The organism is Actinoplanes sp. NPDC051388 (genome assembly GCF_055586225.1).
In genome coordinates, this window is the sequence record NZ_JBVJIP010000008.1 from 226569 (window position 1) to 245778 (window position 19210).

At 72.7% G+C, this 19210-nt stretch carries 19 protein-coding genes; 8 read left to right on the top strand and 11 right to left on the bottom strand.

The window, feature by feature from the left end; all coding sequences use genetic code 11:
• The first annotated feature begins 137 nt into the window (after window positions 1-137).
• Both ACZ6TI_RS21765 and ACZ6TI_RS21770 read left to right on the top strand, forming a co-directional pair.
• The gene (locus tag ACZ6TI_RS21765) at window positions 138-764 is read left to right on the top strand and encodes a DUF3043 domain-containing protein (protein ID WP_465346912.1); all 627 of its coding nucleotides are present in this window, start codon (window positions 138-140) and stop codon (window positions 762-764) included.
• A gap of 89 nt (window positions 765-853) precedes the next feature.
• Window positions 854-1471 carry a TetR/AcrR family transcriptional regulator gene (locus ACZ6TI_RS21770; RefSeq protein ID WP_465346913.1) on the top strand — a complete coding sequence of 206 codons (618 nt, stop codon included), beginning with the start codon at window positions 854-856 and terminating at the stop codon, window positions 1469-1471.
• On the opposite strand, the gene ACZ6TI_RS21775 is transcribed toward ACZ6TI_RS21770, so the two are convergent.
• From ACZ6TI_RS21775 to ACZ6TI_RS21785, 3 genes are all read right to left on the bottom strand, one after another.
• On the bottom strand, window positions 1468-3006 hold the full coding sequence (locus ACZ6TI_RS21775; RefSeq protein ID WP_465346914.1) for a WXG100-like domain-containing protein: 1539 nt from the start codon (window positions 3004-3006) through the stop codon (window positions 1468-1470). The genes ACZ6TI_RS21770 and ACZ6TI_RS21775 overlap by 4 nt on opposite strands.
• A 62-nt stretch (window positions 3007-3068) precedes the next feature.
• A complete protein-coding gene (locus ACZ6TI_RS21780; protein ID WP_465347130.1) occupies window positions 3069-3377 on the bottom strand; it encodes an AzlD domain-containing protein in 309 nt (102 codons plus the stop codon).
• The gene (locus ACZ6TI_RS21785) at window positions 3377-4054 is read right to left on the bottom strand and encodes an AzlC family ABC transporter permease (RefSeq protein WP_465346915.1); all 678 of its coding nucleotides are present in this window, start codon (window positions 4052-4054) and stop codon (window positions 3377-3379) included. The genes ACZ6TI_RS21780 and ACZ6TI_RS21785 overlap by 1 nt, the downstream gene beginning before the upstream one ends.
• A 55-nt stretch (window positions 4055-4109) precedes the next feature.
• Between ACZ6TI_RS21785 and ACZ6TI_RS21790 the strand changes: the two genes are divergently transcribed.
• A complete protein-coding gene (locus ACZ6TI_RS21790; RefSeq protein WP_465346916.1) occupies window positions 4110-4679 on the top strand; it encodes a helix-turn-helix domain-containing protein in 570 nt (189 codons plus the stop codon).
• A gap of 12 nt (window positions 4680-4691) precedes the next feature.
• On the opposite strand, the gene ACZ6TI_RS21795 is transcribed toward ACZ6TI_RS21790, so the two are convergent.
• The 3 genes from ACZ6TI_RS21795 to ACZ6TI_RS21805 are packed head-to-tail and all read right to left on the bottom strand — an operon-like array spanning window position 4692 to window position 7157.
• Complete coding sequence (locus ACZ6TI_RS21795; protein WP_465346917.1) at window positions 4692-5657, bottom strand: ABC transporter ATP-binding protein; 966 nt, start codon at window positions 5655-5657, stop codon at window positions 4692-4694.
• Window positions 5654-6454, bottom strand: coding sequence for an ABC transporter permease (locus tag ACZ6TI_RS21800; RefSeq protein WP_465346918.1), 801 nt, complete (start codon window positions 6452-6454; stop codon window positions 5654-5656). Before ACZ6TI_RS21800 ends, ACZ6TI_RS21795 begins: the two co-directional genes overlap by 4 nt.
• Window positions 6447-7157: an ABC transporter permease gene (locus ACZ6TI_RS21805; protein ID WP_465346919.1), complete on the bottom strand. Its 711-nt coding sequence runs from the start codon at window positions 7155-7157 to the stop codon at window positions 6447-6449. Before ACZ6TI_RS21805 ends, ACZ6TI_RS21800 begins: the two co-directional genes overlap by 8 nt.
• Before the next feature lie 295 nt (window positions 7158-7452).
• On the opposite strand from ACZ6TI_RS21805, the gene ACZ6TI_RS21810 reads away from it, so the two are divergent.
• The gene (locus tag ACZ6TI_RS21810; RefSeq protein ID WP_465346920.1) at window positions 7453-11298 is read left to right on the top strand and encodes a WG repeat-containing protein; all 3846 of its coding nucleotides are present in this window, start codon (window positions 7453-7455) and stop codon (window positions 11296-11298) included.
• A gap of 19 nt (window positions 11299-11317) precedes the next feature.
• A complete protein-coding gene (locus tag ACZ6TI_RS21815; RefSeq protein WP_465346921.1) occupies window positions 11318-12316 on the top strand; it encodes an aldo/keto reductase family protein in 999 nt (332 codons plus the stop codon).
• Here ACZ6TI_RS21815 and ACZ6TI_RS21820 read toward each other — a convergent pair whose 3' ends face one another.
• Both ACZ6TI_RS21820 and ACZ6TI_RS21825 read right to left on the bottom strand, forming a co-directional pair.
• Window positions 12317-13132 carry a site-2 protease family protein gene (locus ACZ6TI_RS21820; protein WP_465346922.1) on the bottom strand — a complete coding sequence of 272 codons (816 nt, stop codon included), beginning with the start codon at window positions 13130-13132 and terminating at the stop codon, window positions 12317-12319.
• Window positions 13129-13326, bottom strand: coding sequence for a hypothetical protein (locus ACZ6TI_RS21825; protein WP_465346923.1), 198 nt, complete (start codon window positions 13324-13326; stop codon window positions 13129-13131). The genes ACZ6TI_RS21820 and ACZ6TI_RS21825 overlap by 4 nt, the downstream gene beginning before the upstream one ends.
• An 83-nt stretch (window positions 13327-13409) precedes the next feature.
• Here ACZ6TI_RS21825 and ACZ6TI_RS21830 point away from each other — a divergent pair, with 83 nt between their 5' ends.
• Together ACZ6TI_RS21830 and cobS are read left to right on the top strand one after the other, a co-directional pair.
• Window positions 13410-15092, top strand: a complete 1683-nt coding sequence (locus ACZ6TI_RS21830; RefSeq protein ID WP_465346924.1) for a bifunctional adenosylcobinamide kinase/adenosylcobinamide-phosphate guanylyltransferase — start codon at window positions 13410-13412, stop codon at window positions 15090-15092.
• Window positions 15064-15813, top strand: a complete 750-nt coding sequence (cobS, locus tag ACZ6TI_RS21835; RefSeq protein ID WP_465347131.1) for an adenosylcobinamide-GDP ribazoletransferase — start codon at window positions 15064-15066, stop codon at window positions 15811-15813. Before ACZ6TI_RS21830 ends, cobS begins: the two co-directional genes overlap by 29 nt.
• Here cobS and ACZ6TI_RS21840 read toward each other — a convergent pair.
• A complete protein-coding gene (locus ACZ6TI_RS21840) occupies window positions 15799-16152 on the bottom strand; it encodes an MmcQ/YjbR family DNA-binding protein (RefSeq protein WP_465346925.1) in 354 nt (117 codons plus the stop codon). The genes cobS and ACZ6TI_RS21840 overlap by 15 nt on opposite strands.
• A gap of 4 nt (window positions 16153-16156) precedes the next feature.
• Entirely contained in the window at window positions 16157-17227 is a 1071-nt protein-coding gene (gene gcvT, locus ACZ6TI_RS21845) for a glycine cleavage system aminomethyltransferase GcvT (protein ID WP_465346926.1), read from the bottom strand.
• Window positions 17228-17335: 108 nt separating this feature from the next.
• Between gcvT and ACZ6TI_RS21850 the strand changes: the two genes are divergently transcribed.
• Window positions 17336-18880 (top strand): leucyl aminopeptidase, encoded by a 1545-nt coding sequence (locus ACZ6TI_RS21850; protein WP_465346927.1) that lies wholly within the window; start codon window positions 17336-17338, stop codon window positions 18878-18880.
• On the opposite strand, the gene ACZ6TI_RS21855 is transcribed toward ACZ6TI_RS21850, so the two are convergent.
• A complete protein-coding gene (locus ACZ6TI_RS21855; protein WP_465346928.1) occupies window positions 18877-19197 on the bottom strand; it encodes a hypothetical protein in 321 nt (106 codons plus the stop codon). The two genes, ACZ6TI_RS21850 and ACZ6TI_RS21855, sit on opposite strands and share 4 nt — an antisense overlap.
• Between the last annotated feature and the right edge of the window lie 13 nt (window positions 19198-19210).

Genomic DNA, 19210 nt, shown 5'->3' on the forward strand with positions numbered 1-19210 from the left:
AGCGCATGTGAGGGGAAGTCGTATCCTTGTGTCCTGCCATTAAAGGTTGCTTGTCCTTTTCCAGTGACTGGCCGGGCGGGACAGTCGTCGCATGCGTGTTCCCCCCCCCCCCCCCCCTCTTCGTTACCCTTCATGACGTGCCCTCGCTGTTTCGCCGCAAGTCAGACGATGCCTCCACCACCGTGACCACTGAGCCGGTGGCGGAGGAGACCGAGCCCGCCCGGCCCAAGAGCTACACGCCGAGCAAGAAGGAGCTGGGTCAAACCACTCCGAAGCGGGTCACCAACCAGCGGCGGGTGGTGGAGCCGGCGCCGAAGAACCGGCGCGAGGCATACAAGAAGATGCGCGAGCGGCAGCGTGTCGAGCGGGCCGAGGCATCCGCGGGCATGCGCGCCGGCGACGAGCGTTACCTGCTGGCCCGCGACCGGGGCCCGGAGCGGGCGCTGGTCCGCAACATCGTCGACAGTCGCCGCACCGTCGGCACCTATTTCTTCGCCGGCGCGATCATCGTGCTGATCGGCTCGTCCACCCGGATGCCGGTGTTCATCCAGGTGGCCGCAAACCTGCTGTGGGCGCTGCTGGCGGTCGGCGTGATCGTGGACAGCTGGCTGATCTCGCGCAAGGTGCGGGCGCTGGTGCGCGAGCGCTTCCCCAACACCAAGCAGCGCCTCGGTTCGCTGTCGCTCTACGGCATCATGCGCGGGCTGACCTTCCGCCGGATGCGGGTGCCCAAGCCGGCCGTGGCCTTGCACGAGAAGGTCTGATCGAGACTCCGGACGGCCGCCGTGAGACCACGGCGGCCGTTTCCTATTTCCGTTGACGGAGTGAGTACTCACTCCGTAGGCTTTTGAGCATGACAGACGACACGGCCCGGCGCCGGGCGCCGGGCATGACACCCGAGGAGCGCAGATCCGCCATCGTGCGGGCCGCGCTGCCGCTGATCGCCGAGTTCGGGGCGGCGGTGACCACCGCGAAGATCGCCCGCGCGGCCGGCATCGGCGAGGCCACGATCTTCCGCGTCTTCGAGGACAAGGAAGCACTGCTCAAGGCGTGCATCGCCGAGGCCCTCGACCCGGAGAACCTGCTCAGCCAACTGCGCTCGATCCCGCTGGAGGGCCCTCTGGAGGACCGCTTGATCGAGGCCGCCGAGGCGCTCGACGCCCATCTCGGCCGGGTGGGCGATGTCATGCGCGCGATGCACGCGTCCGGCATGCCCAACCGCCGGCCGTCGCCCGATCTCAACGCCGAGCCGACCAAGCGGCTGATCGCCGGGCGGGAAGCCTCGCAGGCGGCCACGAAGGTGGCGATCGTCGAGCTCTTCGAACCCGACCGCGACCACCTGCGGGTCTCCGCCGAGGCGGCCGCCGACGTCTTCCTGCGGTTGCACGCCGGCCGGCCGATGACCGGCGAGCCCGCCGACCGCCAGGCCCAGATCGACGTGCTCCTGCACGGCGCCCTGAAGCGCGATTAGCCGCCGCGCAGGATTTCGCGGATCCGATCCAGCGCCGGGTTGCCCTCGGTGTAGGAGTTGCTGTGCGCGCTGACCAGCCCGACGCCCGGACCGAGCTCGATCAGGTCGAGGTAGTTCGGCCTGGTCCAGAAGACGTCGGCGCCGAAGGCGGGGTCGGTGGGATCGTTGCCGTGTCGCGCGGTCCCGGCCTGGGCCACGGGATCGTTCCCGGCGGTCGTCACGTGCACGTGCTCGCCGATCTGTGCCGGATCGACCCGGTCGAGGCGATACTCGCTGACGTGCTGCACGCCCGGGTCGGTGCTGGCGACCAGCACCACGTCGTCGGCGGCGAGCAGCCCGCGAGCGGCGTGGCCGATCACGGTGGTGCCGTAGCTGTGGCCCTCGACGGTCAGATGGGCGTCGGAGTTGAGTGCCCGCAGTCCTTCCTGAAACCGGCGCAGCGGCGCGGCGCCGGCCGCCGCATAGCTGTCGGAGTCCGCCTGCGCGATGTCGTCCGGCGCGTCGTAGCCGAGGTAGTAGATCGCCGACGTGGCCGGATCGGGCCCGGCGCCGCCGGGCGGGGTGCGCAGCGCGATGGCCCGGTCGAGCGCCTCGGCGTCGGTGACGCCGCCCAGGTCGTGGCCGACGCCGGGCAGGTGGGTGACGACGTTGGTGGCGTCGTCCGGGTTGCCGCTGGCGATGATCGCCCGCCCGTCGCCGCTGGTGTCCAGGCCGATCAGGAACAGGTCCCGGTCGTTGGACAGCCGGTCGCGGATCTCCAGCAGGCCCTCGATGTTGCGGCGCACCTGGGTGATGTCCTGCCCCGGCGCGGGCGGGATGCTCCCGGTGGCCAGCTGCTGCTCGTACTCGCGCAGGGACGCCAGCTCGCGGTCGAGGACCTCCTGGTTGGCGATGTTCCGGAAGCCGGACGGGATGCCGTCGAGGTTGCGGATCAGGTCCGGCTGGTTGTTGGCGATCGCATAGCGCTCGGTCAGCGGTAGCGACTCGAACCAGTCCCGGACCTGAGCCGGAGTCGCGCCGGCCGGCGGCCCGGCCGAGACCGCCGGCTGGGCGACGGTCTGCATCGGGCCGGCGGCCGCGCTGATCCGGGCGGCCGAGGCGGTCATCATCTCGGTGACCAGGCCGGCCAGCTGCCGCACGAAATCCACGCGCGCGGCCTCGGGCAGGGTGGCCAACCGGCGTCCGTAGGCCGCGATGTTCTCCGCCATCAGGTTGTTGATGCCCTCCTTGACCCCGGTCACCTCGGCCACGAACATCTCCACCCGGCGCGCCATCTCGGTCATGTCGGCGCCGGTCGTGGACGCCCGCCGCAGGTTCTCGCCGACGCGGGCGTGGAAGGCCTGCCCGGCGCCGTCCGGCCAGCCCTCGGCGAGACCGCCGACGTCGTGGGCGCCGGCCTGGATGAAGCCGTCGCCGCCGGCCCGCCAGGCCTGGGCCAGGGCGCGAACGCCGTCCTCGTCGGACGTGGGCCACCCGGCGATCGCCCGCACCTCGGGCCAGAGGTTGAAGTCGGCCGGCGGCTCGGGAATCGGCATGCCGTCCACTGTGGCGGCTTCGGAAGGGCGAACGGACGCCGATGGCCGCAAGCGGCAACCGGTTACGGCAGGCCGGCGAGGCGCAGCAGGGCGGCGGTCGCGGCGGCGGCGAGCACCACCACGACGAACGGGAGCTTGCGCCAGGCGAGCAGGACGCCGACCAGCACGCCGGCCGGGCGGGCGACTCCGGCGAAGGCCGCGCCCTCCATCAGCGCGGCGGTCGCGGCCAGGGCCGCCAGCAGCGCCGCCGCGGCCATCGGGAGCAGCCGCTGGACCTGGTCGGACAGCTCCAGGCGGTCACGCAGCAGGACGCCGCCGAGCCGGATCGCGTAGGTGCCCACGCCCAGGGTGATGATCGCCGCGAGCAGCATCACGCGTCCGCCTTTCTCGGGATGAAGGCCGCGCCCAGGCCCAGCAGGGCGCAGAGCACCGGCAGGCCGGCCGGCAGCACCGGGGTGAGCAGCACCGCGACCGCGGCGCCGGTGAGAGCCACGGCCCGGGTGGTCCGGTCGCGCAACGACGGCAGGATCAGCGCGATCAGGCCCGCCGGGAAGGCCGCGTCCAGGCCGAACGTGGCCGGGTCGCCGGTGGCGCCGCCGAGCAGCACCCCGAGCAGCGTGCCGAGATTCCAGAAGGTGAACAGCGTGGTGCCGATCAGCCAGTACGTGCGGCGGCGGCGCTCCGGATCCGGCTCGCGCAGGGTGAAGGCGACCGTCTCGTCGGTCATCAGGTGGCTGCCGATCAACTGGTGGCGCAGCTTGGGGCCGATGGTGCTCGACACGGCCAGGCCGAACGGCAGGTGGCGGGCGTTCAGCAGCAGCCCGGCCAGCACCGCGGCGATCGGGTTGCCGGCCGCGAGCAGGCCCACCGCCAGGAACTGCGCGCCGCCCGCGAAGACCACGGTCGACATCAGGAACGGCACCCAGGTCGGCAGCCCGTACGCGATCGTGATGGCGCCGAACGATGCGCCCACGGCAACCATCGCGGCGGCGATCGCGGCCGCGTCCCGCAGGAGGCGGCGGTCGATCGTTCGCTGTACCGTACGCATGGTTTGAAATAATGAACGCGACAGCTAGTGTTCGTCAAACCGAACAGAGCGTCCGATGGAGCGAACAGTGCAGCAACCCTCTCCCCCGCTGGCGACCATCGCCGCAGCTCTGCGCGCCGAGCGGGTGCGCGCCGGCATCTCGCTGGCCGAGCTCGCCCGCCGGGCCGGTGTGGCGAAGTCCACCCTCTCGCAACTGGAATCCGGCACCGGCAACCCGTCGATCGAGACGCTCTGGTCGCTCGGGGTGGCGCTGGGCATCCCGTTCAGCCGGCTGGTCGAGCCGCCCGTGCCGAGCGTCCGGGTGATCCGCAGCGGCGAGGGCCCGCTGCTCGCCGCGGACCAGGCCGACTTCGTCGCGGCGCTGCTCTCCGCGGGCTCGGCGCACACCCGCCGGGACATCTATGTGATGGAGCTCGAGCCGGGCAAGCCGCGCGAGGCCGAGGCGCACATCCCGGGCAGCTTCGAGCACGTGGTGGTGGCTGCCGGGCGGATGCGGGCCGGGCCGAGCAGCGAGCCGGTCGAGCTCGGGCCGGGCGACTACATCGCGTTCCCCGGCGACGTCCCGCACCGCTACGAGGCGCTGGACACCGGCACGTGGGCGGTCCTGGTCATGGAGCACCGTTAGAAAAAGCGCTGGTCATGGAGCGCCGTTGGACAGATAGAGCCGGGAGACCACGTCCTCGATGTCCGGCTCGACCAGCGACAGATCGCGCACCGACGCGGCCGTCATCAGGGCCGCCACCGCCGCCCCCGCGGTGGTCGAGTCCAAGCTGTACGAAAGCCGGTGCCCGTCCGCCTCGGAGGACACCAGCGAGGCCCCGGCCAGCGTGAAGTCCGGGGGCAGCGGTGCGTCCAGGTCGACGACCAGCCGGCGCCGCGAGCCGTAACGGTCGTGCAGCGCCTCGATCGTGCCGTCGTGCACCACGTGCCCGTGGTCGATCACCACCAGCCGCCGGCACAGCCGCTCGATGTCCGCCAGGTCGTGCGTGGTCAGCACCAGCGTCACGTCGCCGGTCGCGCCCAGCTCGGCCAGGAACGACCGGACCGCCTGCTTGCTGACCACGTCGAGCCCGATCGTCGGCTCGTCCAGGAACAGCACCTCCGGCCCGTGCAGCAGCGCCGCGGTCACCTCGCCGCGCATCCGCTGGCCCAGCGAGAGCTGGCGCACCGGGGTGTCCATGAACGCGTCCAGGTCGAGCAGCGAGCGGCAGCGGCGCAGCCGGGCCTCGTGCTCGGCGGCCGGCACCCGGTAGATGTGCCGGAGCAGCGTGAACGACTCGCGCAACGGCAGGTCCCACCACAGCTGGGAGCGCTGGCCGAAGACCACGCCGATCCGCCGGGCCAGCCGGGTGCGCTGCGGCACCGGGGTCAGGCCGCAGACCCGCACCTCGCCGGCGGACGGCATCAGGATGCCGGTCAGCATCTTGAGCGTGGTCGACTTCCCGGCGCCGTTCGGGCCGATGTAGCCGATCATCTCGCCCCGCTCGACGGTCAGGTCGATGCCGTCCACAGCGGACACCGTGCGTTTCAAGCGGCGTAACCGGCCCGCTTTGACGCGTACGGTGAAATCCTTCTGCAGTTCTCGCATCTCGATGACGCTCATGATCCAGTGCTCCGGTAGTGGCGGATGCCGGCCCGCCAGGCGAGCGTGGCGAGAGCGGCCGCGACCAGCGCGACCAGCGGCGACAGAAAGCCGGCCCAGGCGGGCAGACCGAGCGGGTCGGGCTTGTCGAGCAGGGTCAGCGCCGGTTGGTAGGCGACGAACGCGAAGCCGAGACCATAGGCGAAGGTCGCGCGGAACCAGCCCGAATAGACCGAGACCGGATAGGAGGTGAAGTCCCGCCCGCCGTAGGTGAACGCGTTGCCCACCTCGCCCGAGTCCACCCACCAGAAGGCCAGGCTGGCGCTGAGCACGAAGATCGACGAGAAGAAGACCGCCCCGGCCGGCACGACGGTCACCAGCAGCAGCGCCCGGGTGGGTGTCCACTGCAGATCGTTGAGCCGCAGCGCCACCACCAGCACGACCAGGCTGAGCAGCACCCGAAGCAGCTTGCGGAACGGCAGGTCCATGCAGAGCAGCTGCCACAGCGAACCGAGCGGCCGGACCAGCACCACGTCCATCATGCCGGTGCGCACATAGTTCTTGAGGTGGTCGACGTTGCCGACCAGCAGATCGGCCAGCGCGAACCCGATCGACGAGAGGCTGACCACCAGCAGCGCCTCGCGCAGGGAGAAGCCGGCGATCGCGGTGGTGCTGCCGAAGAGCACCAGCACGGTGGCGACGTCCAGGGCGGTGGCGCCGGCGTTGGAGAACACCTCGACCGCGAAGGACCAGCGGTAGGACGCGATCGAACGGAACTGGCCGCCGATCAGGGCCGCGTACGCCCGCAGCTCACCCACCCTGCACCACCAGCTTGCGCTCGGCCCGCCGCTGCACCACCACGCACACCGCCAGCAGCAGCACGCACCAGAACGCCTGCACCAGGATCAGTCCCGCCTGCACCGCCGGCGAGTCCCGCTCGACCAGCACGTCGGATGGCGTCTGCAGCAGGCTGGGGAACGGCGTGCCCAGATAGAGCGTCACGGCCGCCCAGTCCGGCAGCAGGCGCAGCGGGAAATAGAGGCCGGCCAGCACGCCGGACGCCAGCGTCCAGAGGATCACCATGCCGCGGGCGTCCTGCAGCCAGTAGCCGGTGGCGTTCACCAGGTAGCGGCAGGCGAAACAGGCGACCGTGGCCAGCACGATCGACAGCGCGAACAGCGGGATCGTCGCCCAGCGCTGCGGCACGTAGAGCGGGAAGAAGATCAGCCCGGCGACCACCGGCGGCAGAAAGCGGGTGAGCAGCCCGTGCGCGGCCCGGCCGAGGTCGGCGGCCAGATAACTGATCACCGGGTGCACCGGGCGCAGCAGGTCGGCGGCCACCTCGCCGGTGCGGATCCGGTCGGCCAGATCCGTCCAGCCCCAGATCGCCACCACGCTCAGCAGACCCTGGCTGACCCAGACATAGGTGGCCAGTTGCGTCGCGTCGTATCCGGCCGCGCGACCGCCGACCGTGGCCTCCGCGACGGCAAGCAGGACATAACACCGCAGAAAGCCGAACACGATATTTGTGAACGATCCGGCGATGGTGGCCTGCCGATACGTCGACCAGCGGCGGAAGCCGGACCTGGCAATCGCACTGAAAGTAATCATGAACTGCCGTGCCGGGTGGTCAGGAGAGATCAGGGGCACCCTGGCGTCGAGCCCGTCCACGCCGTTAATCTCCTCTCCATACCCCCGCAGTGGAGCCGGGCGACTGTACCCCGGTGTCCCGGCCGGCCACCGCACAATTTCCTGACGAGGTGGATCACCCCGTGACTGAGCGTTGCCAACCGTCGGGCCACCTTCGTGGTGCCCGATGAACGGCTGGAGCTCTCACCTGGGCGCCGATCGCTGGGACGACGAGCCGGCCTGGCTCTACGAGATCACCTGGGAGTGGGAGCCGCTGCCCGGGCAGCGCTATCCGGGCGATCCGGGGCGGCGGCGCCGGGCGGTGCACACGCCGGTCTATGAGGCCGCGCGGGGCGATGACGTGCACGGGGTCGGTGTCGCGGGGGTCGGGCCGGGTCCCCGGCCGCCGGCTTCGTGGGACGCCGACGAGGCCGTCCGGTACGAGACCAAGCCCGCTTCCCGCACTCCGGAGGAACCACCGGGGTACGGGCCCCGGCAGCGCACCGAACCGCCGCGCACCGAACCTCCCCGCGCCGAGCCACCGCGCACGGAGCCTCCCCGCGTCGAACCGCCGCGCGCCGAGCCGCTTCGTGCCGAGCCCTCGTGGAATCAGATGGTGCCGATGCCGCAGCGGCCGGTGCCGGGGCCTCGGTCGGCGGCTGACCAACGACCGCCCGAGTCCTACCGGCCTGAGCAATATCGGCCCGCGCCGGAGCAATATCGGCCCGCGCCGCCGGCGCAACCGTCGCCGGATCCTTATCGCCGGGGCACCGCGCCCGCACCCGGGGCCTATGGGCGCGGCACGCCGCCCGGGCCGCCGCAGCGGGATCCGCGGGCGGGCGGGCGGGTCCTCGACGGTGAATGGCAGGAAGGGACGCCCGGCGCCCGGGAGCGCGGTCCGCGGGATGTCGGGCCGCAGCGCGACGCGCACTGGGCCGGGCGTCCGCCGGAGGCGCAGGGCTATGCGCAGCCGCCGCAGGCACAGCCACGGGACGCTGGGCAGCCACGGGACGCTGGGCAGCCACGGGACCCCGGGCAGCCACGGGACGCCGGGGCGCAGCGCGACGCGCACTGGGCGGCTCGGGCCGAAGCCCCGCCCGCCCGGGACGCGCACTGGGCCGCCGGGCCGCCGCGGCAACGTCCGCCCGTGGTTCCGGGGCCGCCGGAGCCGCAGGAGTTCCGGCCCGCGTTCCGGGACGCGCCGCCGCGCGAGCAGGAGACGCCGCCGCCGTTCTACGGCCCGGTGCAGCCGACGCTGCGCGACACCCGTCCGGGATCGGGTGCCGCCCGGCCGGGGTCGGGTGCCGCCCGGCCGCCGGAGACCTACGGGCGGCCCACGTCGCCCGCTTCGCCGCAGGCATACGGACGGCCCGCGCCACCACAGGCGTTCGAGCGCCAGGCGCCCAGGCCGACCTCGCCCGCACCGCCGCAGGGTTACGAACGACCCGCGCCGCCACACGCGTTCGAGCGCCAGGCGCCCAGACCGACCTCGCCCGCACCGCCGCAGGCCTACGAACGACCTGCCCCACCCACGCCGCCGCAGGCGTTCGAGCGGCCTGCGCCTCGGCCCGTGTCGCCGCAGGAGCATCGCCGGCCCACCGCGCCGACGTCCGGTGCGGCGCCGATACCGCACTGGCAGGAGCCGCGGCCCTTCGTGTCTCCGGCGGCGAACTCGTGGCCGCCGGCCGGACCGGAGACCACCCTGCCGGGTGCGCCGCCGACCGGCGTCGACCCGGCCGACACCTTCGCCGGGCCGATCGGCGATCCCGCGGACACCTTCCCGGGGCGCACCGTCGGACCGATCTCACCGGCCGCCCAACCACCCGCCGGGCCGGTTTCGCCCGCCCAGACCTTCGCCGGGCCGGCCGCGCAGAGCTATGCCGGGCCGGTCTCACCGGCCGCGCAGACCTTCGCCGGGCCGGTCGAGGCGCTTGCCGGAGCCGATCCGGAGGACACCTTCGCCGGGCCGGTGGAGCCCGTCACCGCCCCGCCGGCGATGGATGCCGGGCCGGCCGTCCTGGATCCGTCGCTGGGCACGACGGCGGATGTGGACTACGACCCCGGGGTGGAGCCGGTGACCGCTCCCCCGGCCTCCGCGGCGCCCGCGGCCGGGCCGGACGACGACGAGCACGGACTCGGCTGGCTGCTGCGGCAGAGCGGCCTCGGCGCACTGTCGACCGAGGCCGAACCGGAGGACGCCGCCGCATCCGAAGTGGAAGCCACTGCCGAGCCGGAACCCGAACCGGAGCCCGAGCCGGAAGCCGAACCGGAAGCCGAATCGGCCGGTGCGGAGAAGCCCGCCTGGTTCGAGCCGTCCACCGACACCAGACTCCAGCGGCCGGCTTCGCTGGCCGAGGCCGAGCCGGTGTCCGCCGCGCCCACTTCGGGGGCGTCCCCCAAGTCGATTGTGGACGTGCGGACAGCCGGGACAGACTCCACGGCCGAAGCCGAGACCGACGCGGAACTGGCATCCGAGGCGGCGGAACTGGCATCCGAGGCGGGAGTCAAGACCGAGGCGGAAACCGAGCCCGAGGCGGACGCGGCATCCGAAGCGGCAGCGGCTCCCGAAGTGGAAGCTGCACCCGAGGCGGAGGTCGGGCCGGAGGACGCGGAAGAGGACTACGAGGAGCCGCCGGCGCTGCCGGAGGAGCCGGTGGCGGCGGATGCCGGGGAACGGCTCGCGGCCGCCGTCGTCGGGGCGGTTGCCCCGCTGGTCGGAAGCGCGCCGGCCGATCCGGGCCGGAACGTGGGTCCCGGCGGTGACGGAACGCGCAGCCGGCTCGTGGATCCCGAGCAGGTGCTGGCCTCGTACCCGTGGAGTTTTGAGAATGGCACCCTGCGGGAGATCGCCGACGAGCCGGACCACCTCCGGGAGGTCCGCGACCGGCTGACCGACAAGCTGGAGTACGCCGAGCGCGACGCGGTCCGGGCGCGGCTGCTGAGCCTGCGCGCGGTCGTCTCGCGGGTGCTCGGTGACGTGGACTTCGCGCTGGCCGACGGGCGCGCCGCACTGACCCACGCGCAGGCCACCGGTGAGCTGCGGCGGACCGCGATCGTGCAGGCCCGGCTGGCGAACGTGCTGCGCCGGCGCGGGGAGTTCGAGGAGGCCGACCGGCTGTTCGAGGAGGCCGGCTCGCCCGAGCTGCCGGACCGGTTGCGGGCCGAGATCGCCGAGCAGGCCGCGCGCTCGGCCTATGAGCAGGGCCGCTATCTCGAGGCGATGAACCGCTTCGAACAGGCTCTCGACCTGCGGCACCGCGGGGACGACGAGATGGTGACCCGGGTCGAGAACGCGCTGGACGAGGTGACCGAGCGGGCCCGGGAGAAGGGCTGGGGGCCCTATCCGCGCAGCTCGGACGAGATCCTCGGGCGGGTCTCGCCGGCGCCGCTGGAGACCGGCGGCGAGTGGGCCGAGGCGCGGGAGTACACGGACGGGCTGGCCTGGGCGCGCCGGCCGGACGCGCGCACCTGGACGCTGCTCGACGCGGACGGCCGGGCGCTGATCGACGCGGACGCCGGATATCTGCAGGTGCGCCCGTTCAGTGAGGGTCTGGCCTGGGTGTCGCGGGACGTGTCGGGTGGCTGGTTCGCGATCGACCGGCATGACCGGCTGATCGTGCCGGGCGGATTCGACGACGCGGGACCGTTCCGGCACGGGGTGGCGCCGGTGCGCCGCGGCGGCTGGGGCGCCATCGACCAGTACGGCCGGATGGTGGTCGCGCCGAAGTACCGCCGGTTCGCCACCGAGCTCACCGGCGGCCGCAAGGTGGACGGGTTCACCCACGAGGGCCTGGCGATCGTCGACGCCGGCGACCGGCTCGGCGTGGTCGACCGCACCGGGCAGCTGCTCGTCGCGCCGGTGCACCCGGGCCTGGTGATCCACCCGGTGGCGTTCCTGATCGCGGACCGGTTCGGCCGCTGGGGCGCGCTGGACCGCGAGGGCGAGACGCTGATCGAGCCGGTGCACCGCCGCCCGGACGATGTGGCGGAGGCCATAGACGACCTTCTCGCGGACACTCGCCCCGTCCTCTGACCTGAGTAGGGTCGAGCTCATGGAGTTCCGTCATCTCGGCCGTTCCGGCCTGCTCATCAGCGAGATCGCCTACGGCAACTGGATCACCCACGGCTCCCAGGTCGAGGAGGAGGCCGCCGACGCGTGTGTCAAGGCCGCGCTCGACGTGGGCATCACCACGTTCGACACCGCGGATGCCTATGCGGGCACCAAGGCCGAGGAGGTGCTCGGCCGCGCGCTCAAGGGCCAGCGCCGCGAGGGCCTGGAGATCTTCACCAAGGTCTTCTGGCCGACCGGTCCCGGTCCGAACGACCGCAGCCTGTCCCGCAAGCACATCCAGGAGTCGATCAACGGTTCGCTGCGCCGTCTGCAGACCGACTACGTCGACGTCTACCAGGCGCACCGGTTCGACTACTCGACCCCGCTCGAGGAGACGATGATCGCGTTCGCCGACGTCGTGCGCTCGGGCAAGGCGCTCTACATCGGCGTCTCGGAGTGGACCGCGTCGGAGATCCGGGCCGGCTGGGAGATGGCCCAGGACCTCAAGTTCCAGCTGGTGTCGAACCAGCCGCAATATTCGATGCTGTGGCGGGTGATCGAGGCCGAGGTGGTGCCGACGTCGCTCGAGCTGGGCCTCGGCCAGGTGGTCTTCTCGCCGATCGCGCAGGGCATCCTGACCGGCAAATACGAGGCGGGCAAGCAGCCGCCGGCCGGGTCGCGGGCCACCGACGAGAAGTCCGGCGCCGACTTCATCTCGCGCTGGCTGACCGACGACACGCTCAACACGGTGCAGAAGCTCAAGCCGCTGGCCGACCAGGCCGGGCTGTCGATGGCGCAGCTGGCGGTGGCGTGGGTGCTGCAGAACCCGAACGTCTCCGCGGCGATCGTCGGCGCGTCCCGCCCCGAGCAGGTCTATGACAACGCCAAGGCATCCGGCGTCAAGCTCGACGGCGACCTGCTGAAGAAGATCGACGAGATCGTCGACCCGATCGCCGAATATGACCCGGCGAAGACGGTCAGCCCGCCTAAGCGGCCCTGATCAGCCGTTGCTCCAGAAGCGCATCAGCTCGAAGCCCAGCGACGACAGGGCCGGTGGGACGCCGATGACCTCGGCGATCCAATAGACGAAGGTGAAGAAGATCCGGTTGAGCTCGGACTGCCAGAGCAGCAGGAAGAGCAGGATGAAACCGTATGGCGCGAAGAGGTTGTAGGCGCGCTGGTAGGCCGGGCTCATCCACGGATGCAGCATGTTCCCGCCGTCCAGGCCGGGCACGGGCAGGAAGTTGAGCACGCTGGCGGTGATCTGCAGCACCGCCAGCAGTGCCAGCGCCGCCCAGAACTCGATGTGGTCGGAGCTGCCGGTCAGCACGCCGTCCTCCACGCCCGGCGCCAGGCCGGTGAAGAACGGCACCGCGAGCAGCAGCGCGAAGATCACGTTGGTGAGCGGGCCGGCCGCGCTGACCAGAGACTGCTTGAGCTTGCTGCCGATGTGCTCGTGGTTGATCCAGACCGCGCCGCCGGGCAGGCCGATGCCGCCGAGCACCACGATGACGACCGGCAGCACGATGGACAGCAGCGGATGCGTGTATTTCAACGGGTTCAGCCGCAGGTAGCCCCGATCGGCCACCTCGTGGTCCCCGGAGAAGTAGGCCACGATCGCGTGCGCGTATTCGTGCAGGCAGAGCGACAGCAGCCAGCCACAGATGACGAGCAGGAACACGTCGACCTTGACGTTGCCGAACCCGACCCAGGCCATCCATCCGCTGACCCCGGTGAGCGCGAGGATGCCGACGAAGACCGGGCTGGGCACGAACGCGCTGCGCGGCACGCGGCGGCCGGTCTGGAATCCGGTCACTCGGCCGACTGCAGACTCATCTTGTAGTCAACCCGGTCGTCCTCGACCAGGATGACCTGAGCGATGCCGGCGGCGGCCAGCTCACGCCACGCCTGGCCGATCCACGACTCGGCGTCGGCCTGGCTGCTGAACGTCTCGGTCGGCCCGGCCACCGGCTGCCCGTCGACGCCCTCGTACCGCCAACTCCACGGCATGCGCCGCCCCCTCACTTCTTTGAAGTCGCTGCCCTTCCACCCTACGGCGTCGGGATTCGCGACCCGGCCCTAAGGTAACGGTCATGTCCGTTGATCGGTGGAACACCGCGCTGGTGCTCGGCGGCATCCGTTCCGGCAAGTCCGCGTTCGCCGAGGCGCTGGTCGCCGACGCCGCCTCGGTGCGCTATGTGGCGACCGCCGCGGGTGGCGAGGACGACCCGGAGTGGATGAACCGCATCGAGGCGCATCAGCGCCGCCGCCCGCAAACCTGGTCCACCGAGGAGACCGGCGGCGATCCGGGCCGGCTGGCCGCGGTGCTGGCCGACGCCAAGCCGGACGACACGCTGCTGATCGACGACCTGGGCGGCTGGGTGGCCACGCTGCTCGCTCCGGCGAACCAGCCGCAGGACGATGTCGCGATGGTGGCGGCGCTGGCCGCGGCGGTGGAGACCTGCGCGGGGCGGGTGGTGCTGGTGAGCCCTGAGGTGGGGCTGTCGCTGGTGCCGGCCACGCCGGTCGGTCGCGCTTTCGCGGATGCCTTGGGTACGGCGAACCAGGCGCTCGCCGCGGTCTGCGATCGGGTCGCTCTCGTGGTGGCCGGGCAGTCCACCTGGATCAAATCCGCCCCGGCCGCCGCCGAACCGCCGGCCGCGGTGCCGCCTGCCGCCGTGCCGCCGGTTGTCGTCGCGCCGCCGCCGCCCGCGGAGCCGGCCACGCCCGAGGTCGTCGTCGCGGCCGGCAGCGAGGCCGAGGACGAGGCCGATGTCGTGTTCGAGCCGGGCATGGATCTGCCGATGCCCGACCAGGACGCCGGCCCCGACGCGCACGACCGGCTGGCCACCCTCGACCTGCGTGGCGCCGGGCTCGGCCCGCTGAGCGAGGCCGTCGAGTTCGCCGCCGCCACCCAGCAGACGCCACGTCCCCAGCCCTGGTCCGCGGTGCGGGTGCTGCTGCTGGCCGGCGCGCACGAGGGCGGCGCCGCGGCCGGCGAGGACCCGGACGAGATGGAACGCCAGGTGGCCGCCGCCGAGGCCGGCGAGGGCGCGCTGATCCGGCTCGCCGCGCAGGCCGGCGCCGACGTCGCGGTGGTCCGGGTGCCGCCCTCAGCGGCGATCGAGGACGGCCCGGCGCTGGACCGGGCCGCGGTCGACGCCGCGCTGCGGCAGGGCTGGGCGCTGGCCGCCGCCGCCGAGCGGGACGGCCGGGACGCGCTGCTGATCGCCTCCTGCGGCCGGGGCACCGACGCCGCCGCCGCGGCGGTGCTGGCCGCCACCACCGGCGCCGAGGCGGTCGCCGTGCTGCCGCGGGTGCTGGCGCCGGGCGGCACCTTCGACGACAACGCCTGGATGGTGCGCTGCGCCGCGGTGCGGGACGCGCTGCATCGGATCCGGCAGGAGTCGCGCGGGGCGCAGGACATCCTGGCGCAGATCGGCGGCGCGGACATCGCGGTCGCCACCGGCGCGCTGCTGGGCGCGGCCGCGCGCCGGCTGCCGGTGCTGCTGGACGGCCCAGTGGGCATCGCGGCCGGGCTGGTCGCCCGGGATCTGGGCAGCCAGGTGCGGCACTGGTGCCTGCTGCCGGACGCGGGCACGTTCCCGCTGGTGCGGCAGGGAGCCGACGTGCTCGGGCTGACCGCGGTCACCGAGCTCGGGCTGGATCTGGGCGAGGGACTGAACGCGCTGGCCGCACTGCCGCTGCTGCGCACCGCGATCGGGCTGGCCGCGGGCCTGCCAGTGCATCCGGCGCTGCTGGCCGGCCACGACTAGAGCGGTGGGCGGACTGCGGCTCGCGCTCACCACCTTCACGGTCCTGCCGCTGCCGGTCGGGCCGATCGACCGGCGGGCGGCGGCCGTGGCGATGAGCGTCGCGCCGCTGGTCGGGCTCCTGCTCGGCGGCGTGCTAGCCGGAATTCTGTGGCTTTTGTCCGGAACGCCCGCGCTGGTGGCCGGCGGCGTGACCGTGGCCGCGGCGGTGCTGCTCACCCGCGGACTGCACCTGGACGGCCTGGCCGACACGATGGACGCGTTCGGGTCCTATCGTCGGGGCGCCGCCGCGCTCGAAGTCATGAAAAAACCGGACATCGGGCCGTTCGGGGTGGCCGCGATCGCGCTCGTGCTGCTGATCCAGGCCGCCGCGATCACCCCGGTCGGCGCCGTGCTGGCCTGGACCACCGGCCGTCTGGCGGTGCCGTTCGCCTGCCGCCGCGGTGTCCCGGCCGCCCGCGCCGAAGGGCTCGGCGCCCTGGTCGCGGGCACGGTCCCCGCGCCGGTGGTGGCGGTTCTCGCGGTGCCGATCGCCGTCGCTGCAATCTGGGCGGTGCCGGGCCGTCCGTGGCAGGGTCCGGCCGCGGTCGTCGCCGCGATGCTCCTCGTGCTTCTGCTGGTGCGCCACGCGACGCGACGCTTCGGCGGCATCACCGGTGACGTCCTCGGCGCCGCCGTCGAGCTGGCCACCACGGTCACGCTGGTCGGCCTAGCTCTGCGCTGAGTCGTATTCCTTGACCAGCTTCTTCGGTGCGGTGGCACGCCACGCGTCCTCGACGACCCGCCGCAGCTCGTCGGCGTCGGCCGTCGCGAGCGTGACCCGGACCCAGCCATAGCGACCCACGTACGCCGCCTTCTCGTACGTCTCCGGGTCGCTCGCGATCAGCTCGGCCTGGTCCTCCCGGGAAGCCTTGACCGACGCGGTGGGTGAGGTCGGGGAGCCGCTCGCGATCATCTTGTCGCCGACCCGCAGCGTCGGGTGCCCCCACTGCTCGACGAACACCTCGCCGGTGCCGGGCAGCGCCAGCACCCACTGCCTGAGCTGCTCATAGGTCACCGCCATCGGATCACCGTACCGAGGTGTCGACGAACGGCGGCTTCAGCACCCGGGCCTCGGTGCGGCGGCCGCGGATGTCGATCTCGACCAGGTCCCCCTCGGCCAGCCCGGCGGACGTGTCGAGCAAGGCGAGCGCGATGCCCACCCGCTTGGTCGGCGAGAAGGTGCCGCTGGTGGTCTCGCCGACGGGCGTGCCGTCCGCGTACACCCGCATGTGACCCCGCGGGATCCCGCGGCCGGTCAGCTCGAGTCCGCGCAGCGTGCGCCGCGGCCCGTCGGCCTTCTCCTTGAGCAGCGCCTCGCGGCCCCAGAAGGCCGGCTTGGACCAGCCCACCGCCCAGCCGGACCGGGCCTGCACCGGACTGATGTCCAGGCTCAGCTCCTGGCCGTGCAGCGGGTAGCCCATCTCGGTGCGCAGCGTGTCGCGCGCGCCCAGACCGCACGGCCGCACCCCGGCGGCGACCAGCGCGTCCCAGACCGGGCCGGCGTCGTCCCACGGGATGACCAGCTCGTAACCCACCTCGCCGGTGTATCCGGTGCGGCAGACCACGGCCTTGGCGTCCGCGGTGAAGGACATGTAGTCGTGCTCGGTGGGCAGCCCGAGGGCGCGCACCGCGTCGACCGACGACGGGCCCTGCACGGCCAGGATCGCGTAGTTGCGGTGCAGGTTCTCCACGATCAGCCCGGCCGGCGCGGCGGCGGCCAGCCGGTCGACCACCTCGGCGGTGTTCGCCGCGTTGGGCACCAGGAACACGTCCTCGTCGGAGAACAGGTAGGCGATCAGGTCGTCCACCACGCCGCCGCTCTCGTCGCAGCAGAGCGTGTACTGCGCCTCGCCGGGCGCGATGCGACCCAGGTCGTTGGTGAGGCAGGAGTTCACGAACGCGGCGGCGCCCGGCCCTCGCACGGCGGCCTTGCCGAGGTGCGACACGTCGAACACGCCGGCGCCGGTGCGCACCGCGGTGTGCTCCTTGATCACGCCGCCGCCCGCGTACTCCAGCGGCATCTCCCAGCCGCCGAATTCGGCGAACTTCGCGCCGAGCGTGGCGTGCCGGTCATGCAGGGGAGATCGCAGAAGCATGGAGTCAACTTACCGGTGCTATCCGGTGTGGTTAGAGTCGCGGGGACACCAGTCGCCGGGGCAGGCCCATGAGGCACTTCCGGCATTCGACATCTTCGGAGAGCCCGAGTGACCCAGCCCAGCCTCAGCCTGGTCGACACCGACCCGGCCGAATTGGCCGTCGACGCCATCGTGATCGGCCTGCACAGCCAGCCCGACGAGGGCGGCGTGCTGCTGCCCGCGGCGGGTGCGGAGAGCATCGCGGCGGCCTTCGACGGCAAGCTCACCGCGACGCTGGCGCTGCTCGGCGCGACCGGCGCCCCCGGCGAGGTGACCAAGCTGGCCACGCTCGGCACGGTCTCCGCGCCGCTGGTGGTCGCGGTCGGCCTGGGCGACGAGCCGTCCGGGTCGGCGCCGCCCGCCGAGACGCTGCGCCGGGGCACCGGCGCCGCAGTGCGTGCGCTGGCCGGCAGCGCGACGGTGGCGCTGGCCCTGCCGCTGCCGGACGACGCCGACGCGCCCGGGGTGCTGCGCGCGATCCTGGAGGGCGCGCTGCTCGGGTCCTACCGGTTCGCCGGCTACAAGACCAAGCCGCAGCCGGGCCGCCGCGAGCCGGTTTCGGCGCTGCAGGTGCACGTGCCGGACGCCACGGACACCGCCGCGCTGGCCGAGCTCGACCGGGCCGCGATCGTGGCCCGGGCGGTGCGGCTGACCCGCGACTGGGTCAACACCGCGCCCAACGACCTGCGTCCGCCGGCCTTCGCCGAGGCGGTCGCGGACGCGGCCAAGGGCACCGGCCTCGAGGTCGAGGTGCTCGACATGGACCAGCTCCAGGCGGGTGGCTACGGCGGCATCGTCGCGGTCGGCCAGGGCTCGTCGGCCGGGCCGCGGCTGGTCAAGCTGAGCTACACGCCGGCCGGGGTGTCCGACCCCAAGCGGGTCGCGCTGGTCGGCAAGGGCATCACCTTCGACACCGGCGGCATCAGCATCAAGCCGTCCGCGGGCATGTGGGAGATGAAGTCGGACATGGCCGGCGCCGCCGCCGTCGGCGCGGCGATGCTGGCGGTGGCCGCGCTGCGCCCGGACGTCGCGGTGAGCGGTTACCTGGCGATGGCGGAGAACATGCCGTCGGGTACGGCGTACCGGCCCGGCGACGTCATCACGATGTTCAACGGCAAGCGGGTCGAGGTGCTGAACACCGACGCGGAGGGCCGCATGGTGCTCGGCGACGCGATGGCCCGGGCCTGTGCGGACGGCACCGACTATCTGTTCGAGACGTCCACGCTGACCGGCGGCCAGGTGGTGTCGCTGGGCAAGCGGATCGCCGGCGTGATGGGCGACCCGGCGACCTGCGAGCGGGTCAAGGCGGCCGGCGAGAGCGTCGGCGAGCCGGCCTGGCCGATGCCGCTGCCGGACGAGGTGCGCAAGGGCATGGAGTCGGACATCGCGGACATCTGCCAGACGAATTCCTCGATGGACCGGGCCGGTCACATGCTGCAGGGCGGGGTCTTCCTGCGCGAGTTCGTGGCCGACGGGGTCGACTGGGCGCACATCGACATCGCCGGCCCGTCGTTCCACTCCGGCGAGGCGTCGGGTTACTGGACCAAGGGCGGCACCGGCGTGCCGGTGCGCACCCTGCTGGCCCTGATCGACGACGTCGCCGCGAACGGCTAGTCGGGCCTGCGCTTCTGGCGCTCGTTGTAGTCGCGCATGCGTTGCGGGTAGCCCATCAGCTTGATGTCGTAGATCGGCATCGACTGCTGGTGGGCGAACCTGCGGGCGAACTCGGGCGACTCCACCCGGCGGCGGGTCCACTCCCCGTCGTGTGCCACGAGCAACAGCGTGGTCTCGGTCACCGTGGTGCGTGGCTCGATGAAACCCTCCACACCGCGCCTGGACCGGACAAACTCCGCAAGATGCTCCAGAGCAGCACGATCCACTGCACGGTCGGTCGTGCGACCCGGCCCCTTGCGCCGGCGGAACCAGGCCACCGAGCCCTCCTCA

What these genes read in the sequence shown, in the direction of transcription:
- ACZ6TI_RS21770 (WP_465346913.1), top strand. Translation starts at nt 854, where the DNA reads ATGACAGACGACACGGCCCGGCGCCGGGCGCCGGGCATGACACCCGAG.
- ACZ6TI_RS21775 (WP_465346914.1), bottom strand. Translation starts at nt 3,006, where the DNA reads ATGCCGATTCCCGAGCCGCCGGCCGACTTCAACCTCTGGCCCGAGGTG.
- ACZ6TI_RS21780 (WP_465347130.1), bottom strand. Translation starts at nt 3,377, where the DNA reads ATGCTGCTCGCGGCGATCATCACCCTGGGCGTGGGCACCTACGCGATC.
- ACZ6TI_RS21785 (WP_465346915.1), bottom strand. Translation starts at nt 4,054, where the DNA reads ATGCGTACGGTACAGCGAACGATCGACCGCCGCCTCCTGCGGGACGCG.
- ACZ6TI_RS21790 (WP_465346916.1), top strand. Translation starts at nt 4,110, where the DNA reads ATGGAGCGAACAGTGCAGCAACCCTCTCCCCCGCTGGCGACCATCGCC.
- ACZ6TI_RS21795 (WP_465346917.1), bottom strand. Translation starts at nt 5,657, where the DNA reads ATGAGCGTCATCGAGATGCGAGAACTGCAGAAGGATTTCACCGTACGC.
- ACZ6TI_RS21810 (WP_465346920.1), top strand. Translation starts at nt 7,453, where the DNA reads ATGAACGGCTGGAGCTCTCACCTGGGCGCCGATCGCTGGGACGACGAG.
- ACZ6TI_RS21815 (WP_465346921.1), top strand. Translation starts at nt 11,318, where the DNA reads ATGGAGTTCCGTCATCTCGGCCGTTCCGGCCTGCTCATCAGCGAGATC.
- ACZ6TI_RS21825 (WP_465346923.1), bottom strand. Translation starts at nt 13,326, where the DNA reads ATGCCGTGGAGTTGGCGGTACGAGGGCGTCGACGGGCAGCCGGTGGCC.
- ACZ6TI_RS21830 (WP_465346924.1), top strand. Translation starts at nt 13,410, where the DNA reads ATGTCCGTTGATCGGTGGAACACCGCGCTGGTGCTCGGCGGCATCCGT.
- ACZ6TI_RS21840 (WP_465346925.1), bottom strand. Translation starts at nt 16,152, where the DNA reads ATGGCGGTGACCTATGAGCAGCTCAGGCAGTGGGTGCTGGCGCTGCCC.
- gcvT (WP_465346926.1), bottom strand. Translation starts at nt 17,227, where the DNA reads ATGCTTCTGCGATCTCCCCTGCATGACCGGCACGCCACGCTCGGCGCG.